This is a genomic window from Streptococcus oralis (assembly GCF_026782345.1).
In the GTDB taxonomy this organism is placed as follows: domain Bacteria; phylum Bacillota; class Bacilli; order Lactobacillales; family Streptococcaceae; genus Streptococcus; species Streptococcus oralis_CK.
The window spans coordinates 33,451-52,516 of record NZ_JAKUWI010000001.1; the positions used below are offsets into that span (position 1 = coordinate 33,451).

The following is a 19,066-nucleotide window of genomic DNA, read 5'->3' on the forward strand; positions in this document are numbered from 1 at the left end:
GTAAATAGATCATAAAAGCGAACGAATAAAAGGCTGCAACGCTAGAAAGTATTGTAGCCTTTTATTCTTCTATTCGCTAAATCTTAAAAAATAGCCATCAGGATCTAAAATCGCAAATTCATGAGGGTGAATAAAGCTATCTCCCACTCGAAATTCTCTTTTGGTCAGCGGACGATGGATAGGATAGTCAGCTTCCAGCAGTTTTTGGTGGAGCTGAGGGACATCTTCAATGCCAAAGGAAATATTGACACCGCGCCCGAAAGGATAGGTCAGTTGGGCTAATTCTTCTGTGCTGCCTTCTTCTAGCATAAGTTGGCAGTCTTCAAGCGAGAGGAGGAGAAATTTCTCCTCTAGACGCTCGTATTCGATTCTAAAACCGAGTAAGTCGCAGTAGAAGTGGCGTGACTTTTCGAGGTCAGATACTACAAATTCAGGAATGACAGCTTGATAGTCCATTAGCTTTCTCCTTAGAGTTCAATTTCCAATACAATCGGCGTATGGTCTTGACGCGCACCCGAGTCAATCATGTCAGACTTGGTCACCTTGTCAGCCACGCGGTTGCTAGTGAGCCAGTAGTCGATTCTCCAGCCTGTATTGTTGATTTTAGAAGTCTTGCTGCGTTGCGCCCACCAAGTGTAACGTTCTGGGACATCGCCGTGAATGTGGCGGAAGGTGTCGGTAAATCCAGTTGCCAAAAGGTTGGTAAAACCATCACGTTCCTCGTCTGTAAATCCAGGTGAACGGCGATTGCTAGCAGGATTTGCAAGGTCGATTTCCTTGTGAGCTACGTTGTAGTCTCCAGTCGCAAGGACTGGTTTTTCTTTGTCTAGTTGCGCCAAATACTCAGCGTATTTGACATCCCAGACTTGGCGTTCTTCCAAGCGTTTGAGGCCATCGCCAGCGTTTGGAGTGTAAACTTGGGTCACGAAAAATGTGTCAAATTCCAAGGTGATAATGCGGCCTTCCAAGTCCATGGTAGAAGGGGCACCGATTTCTGGGAAGCTGATCGTTGGTGTGAGTTCTTTCTTATAAAGGAACATGGTTCCAGCATAGCCTTTACGAGCAGGTTCTTGGGAAGAACGCCAAGTGTTTTCATAACCTGGGAAGAGTTCTTCTAAAATTTCCAAGTGTTTTTTTGTAGGCCCCTTGGCAGAAAGTTTGGTTTCCTGGATAGCGATAATATCAGCATTTTCGGCTACCAGGGTTTGTAGGACTTCTTGGGACAATTTTGCACGAGCTGAGTCGCTCGTTAGGGCTGCATTGAGGGAATCAATATTCCATGAGATGAGTTTCATAAAGTTACCTTTTTCATTGAGATTATAGACTATATTATACCAAAAAAAGCTCTATTTCCCCAACGTATGGTTTGAAAAATCACCCTCTTTTGTTTATAATGTAAGAATGATTTTATGAAAGGGAGATGAAAATAGATGAAATTCTATTCTTACGACTATGTACTCAGCCAAATCAGTCAGCAAAATGGGATCATGATTGGCTTTGGAATCGTCTTATTAGCTGTTACAGGATTTTTTGCTTTTAAGGCTTACCATGATAAAAAGGGCACCAAGTTTCGTGAGTTGGTCATGATTTCAGCCTTGACCTTACTGGCTCTCCTTTTGATTAGTATCTCTACTTATCAAAACAATCAAGTTTCTAACAATAAATTTCAGGCTTCACTTCATTTCATCGAGCTTGTTTCCAAAGACTTGGGAGTAGACAAGTCAGAGGTCTATGTCAATACTTCTGCGGACACGGATGGAGCACTTATCAAGGTGGGAAATCGCTATTATCGTGCCTTGAACGGAAGTGAGCCAGACAAGTACCTGCTAGAGAAAGTGGAATTGTATAAAACAGATGCAATTGAACTGGTGGAGGTGAACAAATGACACTCAATTATATCGAAATTTTAATCAAACTAGCCCTGGGTCTCTTTTCTCTGGTTTTCGTGATTAATGTGACAGGAAAGGGCAACCTAGCGCCTAACTCAGCGATAGATCAAATTCAGAACTATGTGCTCGGGGGGATCATCGGTGGGGTGATATACAATAGCGCTATCAGTATCCTTCAGTATGCAGTTATCCTGATTATATGGACCATTCTGGTCTTGACTCTCAAATGGCTCAACAACAATGTTCACTTTGTGAAACGTTTGATTGATGGGAAGCCAACCCTGCTCATCAAAAATGGGAAGATTGATCCAGAAGCCTGCCGTTCGGTTGGTTTATCAGCAGCGGACGTAGCTCTTAAGCTCCGTAGTCAGGGAATTTTCCAAATGAAACAAGTCAAACGCGCTATGCAGGAGCAAAACGGTCAACTCATCGTGGTCCAAATGGGAGATGAGAATCCCAAGTATCCTGTTGTCACAGACGGTGTCGTCCAAGTCGAAATTTTGGAGACCATTGGTCGGAGCGAAGAGTGGCTACTTGATAACCTCAGCAAACAAGGGTATGACAATGTTGCCAATATCTTTATCGCTGAGTATGACAAGGGTGTCGTCTCAGTCGTAACCTATGAATAAGAAAAACCTGAGGTCTCTGCCTCAGGTTTCCATTTGCAATCAGAAAGGGATTTTATGTCCATTATTCAAAAACTCTGGTGGTTTTTCAAGTTAGAAAAGCGCCGTTATCTCCTAGGAATCTTAGCGCTGATTTTAGTCGCTGTTCTTAATCTCATCCCTCCCATGGTCATGGGGAGAGTCATTGATGCCATCACTGGGGGACAATTAAATCAGCAGGAACTGCTTTTGAACCTTCTTTATCTGCTTCTTGCGGCCTTGGGTATGTACTATCTGCGCTATGTTTGGCGCATGTATATCCTTGGGACTTCCTACCGACTCGGTCAGATTATGCGCTCTCGCTTGTTTGAGCACTTTACCAAGATGTCGCCAGCCTTTTATCAGACCTATCGAACGGGGGACTTGATGGCACACGCCACCAACGATATCAATGCCTTAACTCGTCTCGCAGGTGGCGGCGTCATGTCTGCGGTCGATGCCTCTATCACGGCTTTAGTAACCTTGCTGACCATGCTTTGTAGCATTTCGTGGCAGATGACGCTAGTTGCCATTCTTCCCCTGCCTTTCATGGCTTATTCGACCAGTCGTCTAGGGAGAAAGACTCATAAGGCTTTCGGAGAATCCCAAGCAGCCTTTTCTGAACTCAATAATAAGGTACAGGAGTCTGTATCAGGTATCAAAGTAACCAAGTCTTTCGGTTATCAGGCGGACGAGCTGAAGTCCTTTCAGGCAGTTAATGAATTGACCTTCCAAAAGAATCTCCAAACCATGAAATACGATAGTCTCTTTGACCCTATGGTTCTATTGTTTGTTGGTTCGTCCTACGTTTTAACTCTTTTGGTCGGTTCTTTGATGGTTCAGAAAGGGCAAATCACCGTTGGGAATCTGGTTACCTTTATCAGCTACCTAGATATGTTGGTTTGGCCTCTTATGGCTATTGGTTTCCTCTTTAATATTACTCAGCGAGGGAAGGTGTCCTATCAGCGGATTGAGGATCTTTTGTCTCAGGAATCACCTGTAAAAGACCCTGAATTTCCTCTGGACGGTATCGAAAATGGACGTTTGGAGTACGCCATTGACAGCTTTGCCTTTGAAAATGAGGAGACACTGACGGATATTCACTTTAGTCTGGAAAAAGGGCAAACTCTAGGCTTGGTCGGGCAGACAGGTTCTGGTAAAACGTCCTTGATCAAGCTCCTCTTGCGTGAGTACGATGTGGATAAGGGAGCTATTTACCTAAACGGTCACGATATTCGGAGCTATCGCCTGACAGACCTTCGCAGTCTCATGGGCTATGTTCCTCAGGATCAGTTTCTCTTTGCGGCCTCTATCTTAGACAATATCCGCTTTGGAAATCCTAATTTGCCCCTTTCAACGGTTGAGGAAGCGACTAAGCTAGCCCAAGTTTACCAAGATATTGTAGCTATGCCTCGGGGATTTGATACGCTTATTGGTGAAAAAGGAGTTAGTCTCTCAGGTGGTCAAAAGCAACGTCTGGCCATGAGTCGGGCTATGATTTTAGACCCTGATATTTTAATTTTAGATGATTCTTTGTCAGCCGTGGATGCTAAGACAGAGTATGCGATTATTGACAATCTCAAGGAGACGCGGAAGGACAAGACAACCATTATTACGGCCCATCGCCTCAGTGCGGTTGTCCATGCAGATCTGATCTTGGTTCTGCAAAATGGTCAAATTATCGAACGGGGCAGGCACGAAGACTTGCTAGCCCTGAATGGCTGGTATGCCCAAACCTATCAGTCTCAGCAGTTGGAAATGAAGGGAGAAGAAGATGCAGAATAAGAAAGAACAATGGACTGTATTGAAGCGCTTAATGTCTTATCTCAAGCCTTATGTACTCCTTACCTTTTTGGCCCTGACCTTTCTTCTAGCTACTACGGTCATTAAAAGCGTGATTCCCCTCGTGGCTTCCAACTTTATCGACCAGTATCTCAGCAATCTCAACCAACTTGCCGTGACCGTTTTGCTGGTCTACTATGGTCTTTACATCCTGCAAACTCTGGTTCAGTATGTTGGCAATCTTCTCTTTGCGCGGGTGTCCTACAGTATTGTCAGAGATATTCGTCGCGATGCCTTTGCCAATATGGAGAAGCTGGGAATGTCTTATTTTGACAAGACGCCAGCAGGTTCCATCGTCTCTCGTTTGACAAATGATACCGAGACCATCAGTGATATGTTTTCAGGGATTTTATCCAGCTTTATTTCAGCAGTTTTTATCTTTCTGACAACTCTGTATACCATGTTGGTGCTGGATTTTCGTTTGACAGCTTTAGTCTTGCTCTTTCTTCCCCTGATTTTCCTTTTGGTCAATCTCTATCGGAAAAAGTCAGTGAAAATCATCGAAAAAACTAGGAGTCTCTTGTCGGATATCAATAGCAAGCTAGCAGAAAGTATTGAAGGGATCAGAATTATCCAAGCCTTCAATCAAGAGAAGCGCCTGCAGGCAGAATTTGATGAAATCAACCAAGAACACTTGGTCTACGTCAACCGTTCTGTAGCCTTGGACGCCCTCTTTTTACGTCCTGCCATGAGTTTGCTGAAACTCCTAGGCTACGCTGTTTTGATGGCTTATTTTGGCTACCGGGGGCTTTATCTGGGAATAACAGCAGGAACCATGTATGCCTTTATCCAGTACATCAACCGTCTCTTTGATCCTCTGATTGAGGTGACGCAAAACTTTTCAACCCTTCAAACGTCCATGGTGTCTGCAAGTCGTGTTTTTGCCTTGATTGATGAGAGGACCTATGAGCCTCTTCAAGAAAATGGGCAAGCCAAAATCAAAGAGGGCAATATCCGTTTTGAACATGTGTGTTTCTCATATGACGGCAAACACCAGATTCTGGATGATATTTCCTTTTCTGTTAACAAGGGCGAAACCATTGCCTTTGTAGGTCATACAGGTTCGGGGAAATCTTCGATTATCAATGTCCTCATGCGTTTTTATGAATTTCAGTCAGGCCGAGTTCTCTTGGATGGTGTGGATATTAGGGACTACAGTCAGGAAGAGCTGAGAAAGAACATCGGTCTGGTCTTGCAGGATCCCTTCCTATATCACGGAACTATCAAGTCCAATATCGCCATGTACCAAGATCTTAGTGATGAAGAGGTCCAGGCTGCGGCTGCCTTTGTGGATGCAGATTCCTTTATTCAGGAGCTTCCGCAGGGTTATAATGCACCTGTATCTGAGCGTGGTTCGAGCTTCTCTACTGGTCAGCGCCAGCTTCTTGCCTTTGCCAGAACAGTCGCCAGTCAGCCTAAAATCCTGATTTTGGATGAAGCGACAGCCAATATTGACTCTGAAACAGAAAGTTTGGTCCAAGATTCCCTAGCTAAGATGAGACAGGGGCGGACGACCATTGCCATCGCTCATCGTCTTTCAACTATTCAAGATGCCAACTGTATCTACGTTTTGGACAAGGGGCGCATCATTGAGAGTGGAACCCATGAGGAACTCTTGGCCTTGGAAGGAACCTATCACAAGATGTATAGCTTGCAGGCAGGTGCCATGTCATAAAGAAGAATTCCTCTAAATAACAGATTTCTTGCACCGCCTTTTCCATTTTGTGGTATAATGAAAAATGTTGACAAATAGTATAATAAAAACAAAGGAGAAACAGCATGCGGAAATGGGAAGACCTACCCGTGGAAATGCAATCAAGCGAGGTTGAGTCTTACTACCAGCTTGTCTCTAAAAGGAAGGGCTCGCTGGTTTTCAAGCGTTGCCTGGATTGGATTCTGGCCTTGTTTTTGCTACTTTTGACTTCTCCCATCTTTCTCATCTTGAGCATTTGGATCAAGTTGGATAGCAAGGGACCTGTCATTTACAAGCAAGAGCGCGTGACCCAGTACAATCGTCCATTCAAGATTTGGAAGTTCCGTACCATGGTAACGGATGCGGATAAAAAAGGAAGTCTAGTGACTTCAGCTAACGATAGCCGTATTACCAAAGTGGGAAATTTCATTCGCCGTGTGCGCTTGGACGAACTGCCTCAGCTGGTCAATGTCCTTAAAGGCGAAATGTCCTTTGTCGGTACAAGACCTGAGGTGCCACGCTACACCGAGCAGTATAGTCCTGAAATGATGGCGACCTTGCTCTTGCCAGCAGGGATTACCTCTCCAGCTAGTATCAACTACAAGGATGAGGACACCATCATCAGTCAAATGACGGAGAAAGGTTTGTCAGTTGACCAGGCCTATGTCGAACATGTCCTCCCTGAAAAGATGCGCTATAATCTCGCCTATCTCAGAGAATTTAGTTTCCTTGGAGACATCAAAATCATGTTTCAAACCGTGTTTGAGGTACTAAAATAAAGTAGTCATGAGAAAATGAGTACAGATAAAAGGAGCAAATCAATGCCAAATTACAACATTCCATTTTCACCACCTGATATTACCGAAGCTGAAATTGCTGAAGTAGCAGATACCCTTCGTTCTGGTTGGATCACAACAGGTCCTAAGACAAAAGAACTTGAGCGTCGCTTGTCTCAATACACACAGACACCTAAGACTGTCTGCCTCAACTCTGCGACCGCCGCTCTTGAGTTGATTTTGCGTGTGCTTGAAGTGGGACCAGGTGATGAAGTCATCGTTCCAGCTATGACTTACACAGCTTCATGTAGTGTTATCACTCACGTAGGAGCAACACCTGTAATGGTGGATATCCAAGCAGATACGTTTGAGATGGACTATGACTTGCTTGAGCAAGCCATTACTGAAAAGACTAAGGTCATCATCCCAGTAGACCTTGCAGGGATTGTTTGCAACTATGACCGTTTATTCCAAATTGTGGAGAAGAAACGCGACCTCTTTACTGCTTCAAGCAAGTGGCAAAAGGTCTTTAACCGTATTGTGCTTGTCTCTGATAGTGCCCATGCTTTGGGATCAACTTATAAAGGACACCCTGCTGGCTCTATCGCTGACTTTACTTCCTTCTCATTCCATGCCGTTAAAAACTTTACAACGGCTGAGGGAGGAAGTGCGACTTGGAAGGCCAATCCAGCGATTGACGACGAAGAAATGTACAAGGAATTCCAAATCCTTTCCCTTCATGGTCAGACTAAGGATGCTCTTGCCAAGATGCAATTGGGTTCATGGGAGTACGATATCGTAACACCAGCCTATAAGTGCAACATGACGGATATCATGGCTTCAATAGGTTTGGTACAATTGAATCGATACCCTGGTTTGCTACAACGTCGTAAGGACATCGTGGATCGCTATAATCGTGGCTTTGCGGGTACTCGTATTCACCCACTGGCACACAAGACTGATACTGTCGAATCTTGTCGTCACCTCTACATCACCCATGTAGAAGGTGCTAGTCTAGAAGATCGTAATCGTATTATCCAAGAATTGGCCAAAGCAGGAATTGCAAGTAATGTACACTACAAACCGCTTCCTCTCTTGACAGCCTATAAGAATCTTGGTTTTGATATGGCAGATTATCCAAGAGCCTATGCCTTCTTTGAAAATGAAATTACGCTCCCTCTTCATACAAAATTAAGTGATGATGAGGTTGATTATATCGTTCAGACTTTAGTGAGAATTTCCGAAGAAATACTCGGTTCAGGAAAAAAATCATAAAAAATCTTGACAAAGATAGAACAATAACATATAATATTCTCAATAAATCAGAAAAGTAACTATATTCGATCTTCAGGGAGCCTGTGGTGATTGTGAACAGGTGGTTGGAAGTAGTGAAAGTGGGCTGATTTTAAAAATGAATTTGAAACAATGAAAATTCGGTGCGCACACCTTACAGTGCAACTTGTTGTTAGACAAGGCAGAGATGTAAAGGGGATAGTCCCTTTACAATTGAGGTGGCACCGCGTTACCAACGCCCTCACACGGATTGATTTCTGTGTGTGGGCTTTTTTCATATCTTTAAATTAATACTGAAAGAGGAAAAATTTTATGACAACTAAAGGTTATTTTGGACAATTTGGTGGTAGTTTTGTACCGGAGCCTATTCAGGCTTTGTTGGATGAGTTGGAAGTGACATTTGACAAGTACAAGGATGATCCAGAATTTTTGGCAGAATTTCGCCATTACTTGAAGGATTATTCAGGTCGTGAAACACCGCTTTATTTTGCGGAAAGTTTGACAGATCACTTAGGTGGCGCTAAGATTTATCTCAAGCGCGAAGACCTGAACCACCTTGGTTCTCACAAACTCAATAACGTTTTAGGACAAATCCTTCTTGCCAAACGTATGGGCAAAAAACGAGTGATCGCAGAAACAGGAGCTGGTCAGCACGGTGTTGCGACAGCAGCTGCTGCAGCTAAGTTTGGTATGGCTTGTGATGTCTACATGGGGGCAGAAGACGTGGAACGCCAACGTCTCAATGTTTTCCGTATGGAGATGATGGGAGCAACTGTTCATGCAGTTAAAACAGGCACTCGTACCCTCAAAGATGCGGTTGATGCAGCCTTTGGAGCATGGATGAATGATCTTGAAGCCTTCTATGTGTTGGGATCTGCTGTAGGACCTCACCCATATCCTACCATTGTCCATGAGTTCCAAAAGGTCATTAGTGAGGAATCTCGCCGTCAAATTTTAGAAAAAGAAGGCCGTTTGCCAGACTACGTTATTGCCTGTGTAGGTGGTGGTTCCAATGCCATCGGTGCTTTTTCTCAGTATGTGGCTGATGAAGAAGTCAAATTGGTTGGGGTTGAAGCTGCTGGTCACGGACTTGACACAGATAAACACGCAGCTACTATGACAAAAGGTAGTATCGGAATTGTCGATGGCATGAAGACTTATGCAGTCTTTAAGGAAGATGGAGAGCTGGCGCCAGTTTACTCTATCTCAGCTGGTTTGGACTATCCAGGGGTTGGTCCAGAACACGCCTACTTTAAAGATTCAGGCCGCGTGGAATACGTGGCAGCGACAGATGAAGAAGCTGTTCAAGCCTTGCTCCTTCTTAGTAAGACAGAAGGGATTATCCCAGCGATTGAAAGTTCGCATGCTATCGCAGAAGCAGTTAAACGTGCGCCGAAACTCAGTAAAGATGAGATTATCATCATCAATGTCTCTGGTCGTGGAGACAAGGACGTAGCTGCGATTGCAGACTACCTAGAAGCTAAAAAATAAGAGATGGAAAAATTACAGTCTTTTCTCTCCCAGAGAGCTTGTGGTTGCTGGAAACAAGCAGAGAAAACTGTAAGGTTGGGTCCATCTGAAACGAGAGAAGAAAACATAATTCTCAAGGGAGTGCCCTTTATCGCACAGCCTGTTACAGGAAGGTTCTGAGACAGGAATGAGAGATAGGAGAAATCCTATAATTGAGGTGGCACCGCGAATTTCGTCCTCACGCAAGTTATTTTGCGTGGGGATTTTTCATACAATCGCCACGGACTAGAATTAGAACTGAAAGGAAAATTACAATGGAACGAATCATTCATGGAGATGTCTTATCACCAATCTTGGCTTATATGCGCCTAAAGGGGCAACACAAGGTTATTTTAGAGAGTATTCCGAGAGACAAGGAAACCGCTCGTTTTTCTATCCTAGCCTATAATCCAGTTTTTGAGATTCAGTTTGAAAATGGAGTCCTTTATCAAAATGGACAAGTGATTGATCGTGATCCCTTGGATTTTCTTTATGAAGTGACTCATAAGAGCCAGCACCATTCAGACCTCCCTTTTGGTGGGGGAGCCATTGGCTTTGTGGGTTACGATATGATTTCTCTATATGAAGAAATTGGACAAATCCCTGAAGATACGATTGGGACGCCAGACATGCATTTCTTTGTCTATGAGAGCTACATGGTCTTTGACCACAAGAAGGAAAAAATCCATGTCATCGAGGATGCTCTCTATGGTGAACGCAGTCAAGAAGATTTGGAAGAAGCCTTGAAGCAAGTGCTGGAGGAATTACGCATTCCTGTTTCAAATGAATTTGAAGATTTGGATCTATCTCCGCTCGATTTCAAACCCCATATCGCTCCTCAGAAGTTTGAGCAAATGGTCGAAACAGCTCGTGACTTGATTCGTAATGGCGATATGTTCCAATGCGTGCTCAGTCAACGTTTCTCAGCAGAAGTTACTGGAAATCCATTTGACTTCTACAGAAATCTCCGCGTGACCAATCCTTCTAATTACCTTTATTTCTATGACTTTGGAGATTATCAAATCATTGGTGCTAGTCCAGAAAATTTGGTTTCTGTCAAAAACGGCATCGTGACAACCAATCCGATTGCCGGTACACGACCAAGAGGAGCTACGGATGAAGAAGACAAGGCCTTGGCGACAGACCTGCTTGCTGATGAGAAGGAAACAGCAGAACATCTGATGTTGGTAGACTTGGGGCGTAACGATATTGGCCGCATCTCTGAAACATCCAGTGTTCAAGTTACCAAGTATATGGAAGTGGAGCTCTTCCGCTATGTCATGCATTTAACCAGTGTTGTGAGAGGGCGTTTGCTTCCCGAACTCACTGCCATGGATGCCTTGAAAGCAACACTTCCAGCTGGAACAGTTTCAGGAGCACCAAAGATTCGGGCCATGAGACGGATCTATGAACTGGAAACAGAAAAACGGGGCTTATACGCAGGAGCAATCGGCTACTTGTCTGCGACGGGTGATATGGATTTGGCCATTGCCATCCGAACTATGATTCTTAAAAATCAAACAGCCTATGTGCAGGCTGGAGCAGGGATTGTCTACGATTCCATCACCCAAAACGAATACCAAGAAACCATTAACAAAGCAAAATCTATGACTAGAATTGGAGAACTAAGACCATGATTTTATTGATTGACAACTATGATTCCTTTACCTATAACTTGGCTCAATACATTGGGAATTTTGCAGAAGTGCAGGTCTTGAGAAATGATGATCCCAAGCTATATGAAGAAGCTGAAAAAGCAGATGGTCTGGTCTTTTCTCCTGGTCCAGGTTGGCCAGTGGATGCGGGAATGATGGAAGATATGATTCGTGACTTTGCTGGCAAGAAGCCGATTCTTGGAATTTGTTTGGGGCATCAAGCCATCGCAGAGGTCTTTGGTGGACAGTTAGGCTTGGCTCCCAAAGTCATGCATGGGAAACAGAGCCATATCAGCTTTGAAGCGCCATCTGTTCTCTATCAAGGCATTGAGGATGGTCGTCCAGTCATGCGTTATCACAGTATTTTGATTGAAGAAATGCCAGAAGACTTTGAAGTGACAGCTCGTTCGACTGATGACCAAGCCATCATGGGGATTCAACATAAAACCCTTCCAATTTATGGCTTCCAGTACCATCCAGAGAGTATCGGAACGCCAGACGGCTTGTCTTCTATTCGGAATTTTATCGAGAAGGTTGTAAAGTGAGGAAACTAGGATGAAAGAGATTATTGAAAAACTAGCAAAATTTGAACATTTATCAGGAGTGGAAATGACGGATGTCATCGAGCGTATCGTGACTGGACGTGTAACCGAAGCGCAGATTGCTTCTCTTCTTTTAGCCCTTAAGATGAAGGGGGAAACACCGGAAGAACGCACAGCCATTGCACAAGTCATGAGAGGACATGCCCAACACATTCCAACTGAGATACATGATGCCATGGACAACTGTGGTACTGGTGGAGACAAGTCCTTCAGCTTTAACATTTCGACAACTGCAGCCTTTGTCTTGGCTGGTGGTGGCATTCATATGGCCAAGCACGGTAACCGCTCGATTTCTTCTAAATCGGGTTCTGCAGATGTCCTTCAAGCCTTGGGCATCAATCTTGACCTCAAACCAGCTGAACTAGGTAAGGTCTTTGATAAAACTGGCATCGTCTTTCTCTTTGCTAAAAATATGCACCCAGCTATGAAATACATCATGCCAGCACGTTTGGAATTGGGAATTCCAACAATCATGAACTTGACTGGTCCACTGATTCACCCAATGGCCTTGGAAACACAGTTGCTTGGCATTAGTCGTCCAGAACTGCTAGAAAGTACCGCTCAGGTTTTGAAAAATATGGGCCGCAAACGTGCCATCGTGGTTGCTGGACCAGAAGGGCTAGATGAAGCTGGCTTGAACGGAACAACCAAGATTGCTCTTCTTGAAAATGGCGAAATCACCTTGTCAAGCTTCACTCCAGAGGATTTGGGGATGGAACGCTACGCTATCGAAGACATTCGAGGAGGAAATGCTCAGGAAAATGCAGAAATCTTGCTTAGCGTTCTTCAAAACGAACCAAGTCCATTCTTGGAAACGACAATCTTGAATGCTGGTCTTGGTTTCTATGCTAATGGTAAGGTTGATAGTATCAAGGAAGGAGTTGCCTTGGCCCGTCAAGTGATTGCTAGTGGCCAGGCCCTTGAAAAACTCAGACTGTTACAGGAGTACCAAAAATGAGTCAGGAATTTTTAGCACGAATCTTAGAGCAGAAGGCGCGTGAAGTCGAGCAAATGGAGCTGGAGGAAGTCCAGCCCTTGCGCAAGACCTATAGCTTAGCTGACTATTTAAAAAAACATCAAGACCGTTTGCAGGTAATCGCTGAGGTCAAGAAGGCTAGCCCTAGTCTGGGAGATATCAATCTCGATGTGGATATTGTGCAACAGGCCCAGACTTATGAAGCAAATGGAGCAGTGATGATTTCAGTTTTGACAGATGAGGTTTTCTTTAAAGGACATTTGGATTATTTGCGTGAGATTTCCAGTCAGGTAGGAATTCCGACGCTCAACAAGGACTTTATCATCGATGAAAAGCAAATCATCCGTGCTCGCAATGCCGGTGCAACAGTTATCCTGCTCATCGTGGCTGCCTTGTCAGAAGAACGACTCAAGGAACTGTATGACCACGCGACAGAGCTTGGTCTGGAAGTCTTGGTGGAAACTCACAATCTAGCTGAACTAGAAGTGGCTCATAGACTTGGTGCTCAGATTATTGGGGTTAATAACCGCAACTTGACCACCTTTGAGGTCGATTTGCAGACCAGTGTAGACTTGGCCCAGCACTTTGAGGAAGGTAACTATTACATTTCTGAATCAGCCATTTTCACAGGGCAGGATGCGGAACGAGTAGCACCATACTTTAACGGAATTTTGGTGGGAACAGCGCTCATGCAGGTAGAAGATGTAGCCCAGAGAATCAAGGAGTTGCAGATTGACAAAGGTTAAAATTTGTGGACTATTGACCAAAGAAGCGGTAAAAACAGCTGTATCAGCAGGGGCAGACTACATCGGTTTTGTCTTTGCACCTAGTAAAAGACAGGTGACCTTGGAAGAGGCTACAGAGCTGGCAAAGCTCATTCCTGCAGATGTACAAAAGGTTGGCGTATTTGTTTCACCAAGTCGGGCTCAACTGCTAGAAGCGATTGACAAAGTTGGCTTGGACTTGGTACAAGTTCATGGTCAGGTAGCAGATGGTTTGTTTGAGGATTTGCCTTGTGCCAGCATTCAGGCTGTTCAAGTCGATGGAGAGGGTCATGTACCCAATTCTCAGGCAGACTATCTACTCTTTGATGCCCCTGTAGCAGGGAGTGGCCAGACCTTTGATTGGGGTCAACTGGATACGACAGGACTAGCGCAGCCCTTCTTTATCGCAGGTGGCCTTAATGAAGACAATGTAGTACAAGCAATTCAACACTTTACTCCCTATGCAGTAGATGTATCAAGCGGAGTGGAGACAGATGGACAAAAGGATCATGAAAAGATTAGAAGATTTATAGAGAGGGTAAAGCATGGCATATCAAGAACCAAATAAAGATGGATTTTACGGAAAATTCGGCGGACGTTTCGTCCCAGAAACATTGATGACAGCAGTTTTGGAGTTGGAAAAAGCCTACCGTGAAAGTCAGGCAGACCCCAGTTTCCAAGAGGAATTAAACCAACTCTTGCGCCAGTATGTAGGTCGTGAAACGCCTCTTTACTACGCAAAAAACTTGACCCAACATATCGGCGGAGCCAAGATTTACCTCAAACGGGAAGACCTTAACCATACAGGGGCCCACAAGATTAACAATGCCTTGGGACAAGTTTTGCTTGCTAAACGCATGGGTAAAAAGAAAATTATCGCAGAAACAGGTGCTGGTCAGCACGGTGTAGCAACTGCAACAGCTGCGGCACTCTTCAACATGGAATGTACCATCTATATGGGTGAAGAGGATGTTAAACGTCAAGCCCTTAATGTGTTCCGAATGGAGCTTTTGGGAGCTAAGGTTGAGGCCGTGACAGATGGTTCGCGCGTGCTTAAGGATGCGGTCAATGCAGCCCTTCGTTCATGGGTGACAAATATCGATGATACCCACTATATCCTTGGTTCTGCCTTGGGGCCTCATCCTTTCCCAGAAATTGTTCGTGACTTCCAAAGTGTCATCGGGCGAGAGGCTAAACAACAGTACCGTGACTTGACCGGCCAAGATTTACCAGATGCCCTAGTAGCTTGTGTTGGTGGTGGTTCTAATGCTATCGGACTCTTCCATCCCTTTGTAGAAGATGAGTCAGTAGCCATGTATGGTGCTGAAGCAGCTGGACTTGGTGTAGATACAGAGCATCACGCAGCGACCTTGACCAAGGGACGTCCAGGTGTTCTCCATGGTTCTCTTATGGATGTGCTCCAAGATGCGCATGGTCAAATTCTTGAAGCCTTCTCTATCTCAGCAGGTTTGGACTATCCTGGTATCGGTCCAGAACATTCTCACTACCACGATATTAAACGTGCCAGCTATGTTCCTGTGACAGACGATGAAGCCTTGGAAGGATTCCAACTCTTGTCTCGTGTGGAAGGGATTATCCCAGCCTTGGAATCTAGCCATGCTATCGCTTTTGCAGTGAAGTTGGCCAAAGAACTTGGACCAGACAAGTCTATGATTGTCTGCCTATCTGGACGTGGGGACAAGGATGTGGTTCAAGTTAAAGACCGCTTGGAAGCAGATGTAGCAAAGAAGGGAGAAGCGCATGCCTAAGACTTTAACAGAAAAATTGAATGCTATAAAAGCAGCTGGAAAAGGAATTTTCGTTCCCTATATCATGGCTGGAGACCACGAGAAAGGTTTGGATGGACTAGGAGAAACAATCCACTTTCTAGAAGATTTGGGTGTTTCTGCTATTGAAGTGGGCATTCCCTTTTCAGACCCAGTTGCAGATGGACCTGTGATCGAAGAAGCAGGCTTGCGCAGTCTAGCCCATGGGACTTCTACCCAGACTTTGGTTGAAACCTTGAAAACCATTGAAACAGAGATTCCGCTGGTCATTATGACCTACTTTAACCCCCTTTTTCAGTACGGTGTGGAGAAATTTGTCAAAGATCTGACAGATACAGCCGTTAAGGGATTGATTATCCCAGACCTGCCTCATGAACATACCAATTTTGTGGATCCTTTTTTGGCAGACACAGATATGGCTTTAATTCCCCTAGTTAGTTTAACAACAGGACTTGAACGTCAGAAAGAGTTGATCAAGGGAGCTGAAGGCTTTGTCTATGCCGTTGCCATCAATGGGGTGACAGGGAAATCAGGAAATTACCATGCAGACTTGGACAAGCACTTGGAACAATTGCATCAAGTAGCAGACATCCCAGTCTTGACAGGTTTTGGCGTATCTAGTCAGGATGATGTGGAACGTTTTAATGCAGTGTCAGATGGCGTTATCGTTGGTTCGAAAATTGTAAAAGCCCTCCATCAAGGAGAGCCGATTCAGGAATTTATCAAACAAGCAGTAGCTTACCAAAAATAACCAAACAAGCAGCAAGTAAGAGGAAAGGCACAAAAGGAAGTCTTTCCTTTTTCTTTTTCGAAAGAAAGGCTAAAATCCCTGCCGCAGAAGCGAACTGAATCAAGATGAGTAATTCGGTCACGCTAAAGACGAGCGAACAAGAAGCCAGAAAGAGAAAATCCCCTGCGCCCATGCGGATATCGATAAAATGAGCCATGATTCCAAGGGCAAGAAAGAAGACCATAACCAGATTCCAACCAGAGCAAGCCATGAGGATTAGGTGGAAAGTTAGCCAAACCATTAAGGGATATTCCTGATGGCGAAAGTCGTAGATGCCCAAGGTTGAGCCAGCAGTGATGAGGATGATTTGACCCAAGGAAAGCCAGCCCCAAGACCAAGCTAGAAAGAGGATTCCTAAGCCGAGTTCAAAGAGGGCATACCAGAATGGATAGCGAGCCTTGCAGTAGCGACAGCGAAAGCGACCAATTACTTGAGAGATAATCGGAATCAAATCTAAGGGACGCAAGCGAGTCTGACAGGAATCGCAGTGGCTAGCTGGTCGAATAATGGATTGCTCAGGAAAACGGTCAATGACCAAACCCAAGAAAGAAGCGAGAATGCTCCCGACAAGAAAAAAATAAATATCAATCATACTTATTTATTCGTAAAAAATAGGAGAAGTAGTATAATGGAGAAACATAAACAAGATAGTGAGGTCAAGATGACAATTCGTTTTGAAGAAAATGTGAGCACAGAAAATGCACAGCTCGTATGCCAATGGTCTAATTCCCTTGGCAAATCCTTTCAAGAACAATGGATGGGATCAATGATTCCTTTTCCCTTAACAATTCAAGTCTTGCAAGATTTGGAAGGAATCTTTTCAATATTTGATGAACAAGAATTTGTGGGGCTTATCCAGAAAATCAGGCTAGAAGACAGGAATCTTCATATCGGGAGATTTTTTATCAACCCTCAGAAACAGGGGCAAGGATTAGGTAGCCAGGCTTTTAAGGACTTTATTCAATTAATGTTTGAAAATGAAGAAATTGCCAGTATTTCTCTAACAGTCTTTGAGTCAAATCAAGCAGCAAAGCATCTGTATCAAAAAGAAGGATTTGAAATCGTTCAAATGGTTGAAACACCTATACGAAAATACATCATGAAAAAGGGCGGATAGCAGATTGACTTTGTAGTAAAAACTCCTTTTTCGCTGTGAAGAAGGCTATACTATTTTAACGGTAGAAGGGATGGCTCGTATGAAAAAAACAGATATTTTTAAAGACATTGTTTGGATTATGACACATGATTCATCTACAGTAAAAGATCGCAAAGGGTGCAACTCTCAGCCTTTTCTAGAAAAGATTACAGATGATATGACTGAGCAAGAATTTCTCTATCAAGTCAGGACTTATCTTGCTAGTTTTGGGATTATTGGGCATGTTTCTTTTCATGATAAAAAATCAGGTCCGAAAGGTTTTCTTTTGAGGATAAGTGAGCAGGAAATGTTTGTCGAGGAAGCAAACCAAGATACAGGCCTCCGAGTGGGGGATCGAATCCTCGGTCTGGATGGAATGAGCTTGGAGCAAGTAGCTTTGCAACACCCAAATTACTTTATTAGTCTGACTCCAGAAAGACGATACCGAGAATGGGCAGATTTGCTACTGATGGCAGAGCAAGTGACCGTCTTGCGAGATGGGCAGGAAATGTCTATTACAGTTCGTGCTAGCCAGCAAGCTCAAAAAGCTCAGCTCTTTTGGAAAGAGTTGGAGTCAGATATCCTCTATCTACGCTTAGATAATTTTATGGATGAAGAAGCGATTAACCGTTTATACCAAGAGTGCTTGCAGAAGATTGCTGAGATAGAAACTCTTATTATAGATATCCGTTACAACAATGGGGGCACGGATTCTTTGTATTTTCCGCTCTTACACCTTGGCTTGGAGGAAGGGAAAGGCTATGACACTCTTGATTTACAGGATGATGGAATGGAAATTCTCTATACAGAAGGAAATGTCGATCGACGCTTAAAAGACTTTGAATTATGGCTTCAACAAGAAAATATCAGTCCTGATACGGTGAAACTGCTTGAAGATTTTCGTAATAATTTACTCCAAAATCGAGGGAAAGGCTATGTTCGGTATCAGGATGATCAGGACGCGCTTTTTCCAGGTGTTAAGGGTGGTCACTATCCAGAGCAGATTTTTGTTTTGTCAGATATTTATTGTGCATCATCAGGAGATAATTTTGTCAAGATGATGAAGGATTTTAAGAAAGTAACAGTTATCGGGCGTCCAACGCTTGGTATTTTAGACTACTCAAATTGTTGCAAGGTGGATTATGATGATTACTTTTTGATGTTCCCAACTTCTCGCTGGTTGGCTATAGATAAAGGCAAAGGGATGACGGACAAAGGTGTTCTTCCTGATATAGAAGTCCCTTGGACTCCTGCACATTTTGAACGAGATGTAGATCTAGATAAATGTCTGGAGTTGATCGAGATGAAGAGGAAACATTAGATTGTTTAAATAAAAGACTTAGTTCTGTATGAAATAGAGCTAAGTCTTTTGCTTTCGATCTGTTTGTAATTGAGTAAAATGATTGTATCACTGAGGGGCAAAAGAATTTTTTTTACACACCAAATATATCTTGAGTATCTATTGATGGAATAGAAGTAGGGAGGATACAAAAAAGCCTTGAATTCAAGGCTTTTCCTGTTGTATTTAGATGCCCCCTGCATGGATTTGTAAGAACTTTTCATATTGAAAATAAACAAAAATGTTGAAATATAGCTGATTTTAGGGAAATACTTTTAGGTGTTTTCAATGTCAGGATTTAAAAATGGGGCAAAAGTGGGGCAAAAACGAATGACTCGTATTTTGTTTGAAAACCTATAATACCTAATGATT

19 protein-coding genes and 2 other annotated features are annotated in these 19,066 nt (G+C 43.7%); of the genes, 16 read left to right on the forward strand and 3 right to left on the reverse strand.

Translation table 11 applies throughout. From position 1 onward, the window contains the following. Positions 1-69: 69 nt before the first annotated feature. Both MK405_RS00215 and MK405_RS00220 read right to left on the reverse strand, forming a co-directional pair. The gene (locus MK405_RS00215; protein ID WP_268703978.1) at positions 70-456 is read right to left on the reverse strand and encodes a bleomycin resistance protein; all 387 of its coding nucleotides are present in this window, start codon (positions 454-456) and stop codon (positions 70-72) included. An 11-nt stretch (positions 457-467) separates the two neighbouring features. Then, positions 468-1,295, reverse strand: coding sequence for an exodeoxyribonuclease III (locus MK405_RS00220; protein WP_195216917.1), 828 nt, complete (start codon positions 1,293-1,295; stop codon positions 468-470). Positions 1,296-1,430: 135 nt separating this feature from the next. Between MK405_RS00220 and MK405_RS00225 the strand changes: the two genes are divergently transcribed. The 14 genes from MK405_RS00225 (at position 1,431) to trpA (ending at position 16,181) form a co-directional block, all read left to right on the forward strand. Beyond that, entirely contained in the window at positions 1,431-1,886 is a 456-nt protein-coding gene (locus MK405_RS00225) for a DUF3290 family protein (RefSeq protein ID WP_268703979.1), read from the forward strand. After that, positions 1,883-2,518: a DUF421 domain-containing protein gene (locus tag MK405_RS00230; protein ID WP_268703980.1), complete on the forward strand. Its 636-nt coding sequence runs from the start codon at positions 1,883-1,885 to the stop codon at positions 2,516-2,518. The genes MK405_RS00225 and MK405_RS00230 overlap by 4 nt, the downstream gene beginning before the upstream one ends. Before the next feature lie 54 nt (positions 2,519-2,572). Then, positions 2,573-4,318, forward strand: a complete 1,746-nt coding sequence (locus MK405_RS00235; protein ID WP_268703981.1) for an ABC transporter ATP-binding protein — start codon at positions 2,573-2,575, stop codon at positions 4,316-4,318. Further along, positions 4,308-6,050, forward strand: coding sequence for an ABC transporter ATP-binding protein (locus MK405_RS00240; RefSeq protein WP_268703982.1), 1,743 nt, complete (start codon positions 4,308-4,310; stop codon positions 6,048-6,050). The genes MK405_RS00235 and MK405_RS00240 overlap by 11 nt, the downstream gene beginning before the upstream one ends. 104 nt (positions 6,051-6,154) lie before the next feature. Beyond that, positions 6,155-6,847 carry a sugar transferase gene (locus MK405_RS00245; RefSeq protein ID WP_268703983.1) on the forward strand — a complete coding sequence of 231 codons (693 nt, stop codon included), beginning with the start codon at positions 6,155-6,157 and terminating at the stop codon, positions 6,845-6,847. Positions 6,848-6,889: 42 nt separating this feature from the next. After that, positions 6,890-8,119: a DegT/DnrJ/EryC1/StrS family aminotransferase gene (locus MK405_RS00250; RefSeq protein WP_268703984.1), complete on the forward strand. Its 1,230-nt coding sequence runs from the start codon at positions 6,890-6,892 to the stop codon at positions 8,117-8,119. A 33-nt stretch (positions 8,120-8,152) separates the two neighbouring features. Further along, positions 8,153-8,383: a binding site (T-box leader), on the forward strand. Between the two features lie 66 nt (positions 8,384-8,449). Next, positions 8,450-9,628 (forward strand): tryptophan synthase subunit beta, encoded by a 1,179-nt coding sequence (gene trpB, locus MK405_RS00255; RefSeq protein ID WP_212576531.1) that lies wholly within the window; start codon positions 8,450-8,452, stop codon positions 9,626-9,628. Continuing rightward, positions 9,625-9,850: a binding site (T-box leader), on the forward strand. It overlaps the preceding gene by 4 nt. Before the next feature lie 71 nt (positions 9,851-9,921). Beyond that, on the forward strand, positions 9,922-11,283 hold the full coding sequence (gene trpE / locus MK405_RS00260; RefSeq protein ID WP_268703985.1) for an anthranilate synthase component I: 1,362 nt from the start codon (positions 9,922-9,924) through the stop codon (positions 11,281-11,283). Then, complete coding sequence (locus MK405_RS00265; protein WP_212576530.1) at positions 11,280-11,846, forward strand: aminodeoxychorismate/anthranilate synthase component II; 567 nt, start codon at positions 11,280-11,282, stop codon at positions 11,844-11,846. Before trpE ends, MK405_RS00265 begins: the two co-directional genes overlap by 4 nt. A 10-nt stretch (positions 11,847-11,856) precedes the next feature. Further along, positions 11,857-12,861, forward strand: a complete 1,005-nt coding sequence (gene trpD, locus MK405_RS00270; RefSeq protein ID WP_212576529.1) for an anthranilate phosphoribosyltransferase — start codon at positions 11,857-11,859, stop codon at positions 12,859-12,861. Continuing rightward, positions 12,858-13,625: an indole-3-glycerol phosphate synthase TrpC gene (gene trpC / locus MK405_RS00275; RefSeq protein ID WP_212576528.1), complete on the forward strand. Its 768-nt coding sequence runs from the start codon at positions 12,858-12,860 to the stop codon at positions 13,623-13,625. Before trpD ends, trpC begins: the two co-directional genes overlap by 4 nt. Continuing rightward, the gene (locus MK405_RS00280; protein WP_212576527.1) at positions 13,612-14,211 is read left to right on the forward strand and encodes a phosphoribosylanthranilate isomerase; all 600 of its coding nucleotides are present in this window, start codon (positions 13,612-13,614) and stop codon (positions 14,209-14,211) included. The genes trpC and MK405_RS00280 overlap by 14 nt, the downstream gene beginning before the upstream one ends. Continuing rightward, positions 14,189-15,412 carry a tryptophan synthase subunit beta gene (gene trpB / locus MK405_RS00285; protein WP_212576526.1) on the forward strand — a complete coding sequence of 408 codons (1,224 nt, stop codon included), beginning with the start codon at positions 14,189-14,191 and terminating at the stop codon, positions 15,410-15,412. The genes MK405_RS00280 and trpB (MK405_RS00285) overlap by 23 nt, the downstream gene beginning before the upstream one ends. Beyond that, on the forward strand, positions 15,405-16,181 hold the full coding sequence (trpA, locus tag MK405_RS00290; protein ID WP_268703986.1) for a tryptophan synthase subunit alpha: 777 nt from the start codon (positions 15,405-15,407) through the stop codon (positions 16,179-16,181). Before trpB (MK405_RS00285) ends, trpA begins: the two co-directional genes overlap by 8 nt. Here the strand turns inward: trpA and MK405_RS00295 are convergent. Further along, positions 16,153-16,812: a prepilin peptidase gene (locus tag MK405_RS00295; RefSeq protein WP_268703987.1), complete on the reverse strand. Its 660-nt coding sequence runs from the start codon at positions 16,810-16,812 to the stop codon at positions 16,153-16,155. The genes trpA and MK405_RS00295 overlap by 29 nt on opposite strands. Positions 16,813-16,881: 69 nt before the next feature. Here MK405_RS00295 and MK405_RS00300 point away from each other — a divergent pair, with 69 nt between their 5' ends. Beyond that, positions 16,882-17,337, forward strand: a complete 456-nt coding sequence (locus MK405_RS00300; protein WP_025171842.1) for a GNAT family N-acetyltransferase — start codon at positions 16,882-16,884, stop codon at positions 17,335-17,337. Between the two features lie 79 nt (positions 17,338-17,416). Beyond that, the gene (locus tag MK405_RS00305; RefSeq protein ID WP_025171841.1) at positions 17,417-18,676 is read left to right on the forward strand and encodes a S41 family peptidase; all 1,260 of its coding nucleotides are present in this window, start codon (positions 17,417-17,419) and stop codon (positions 18,674-18,676) included. Positions 18,677-19,066: the final 390 nt, after the last annotated feature.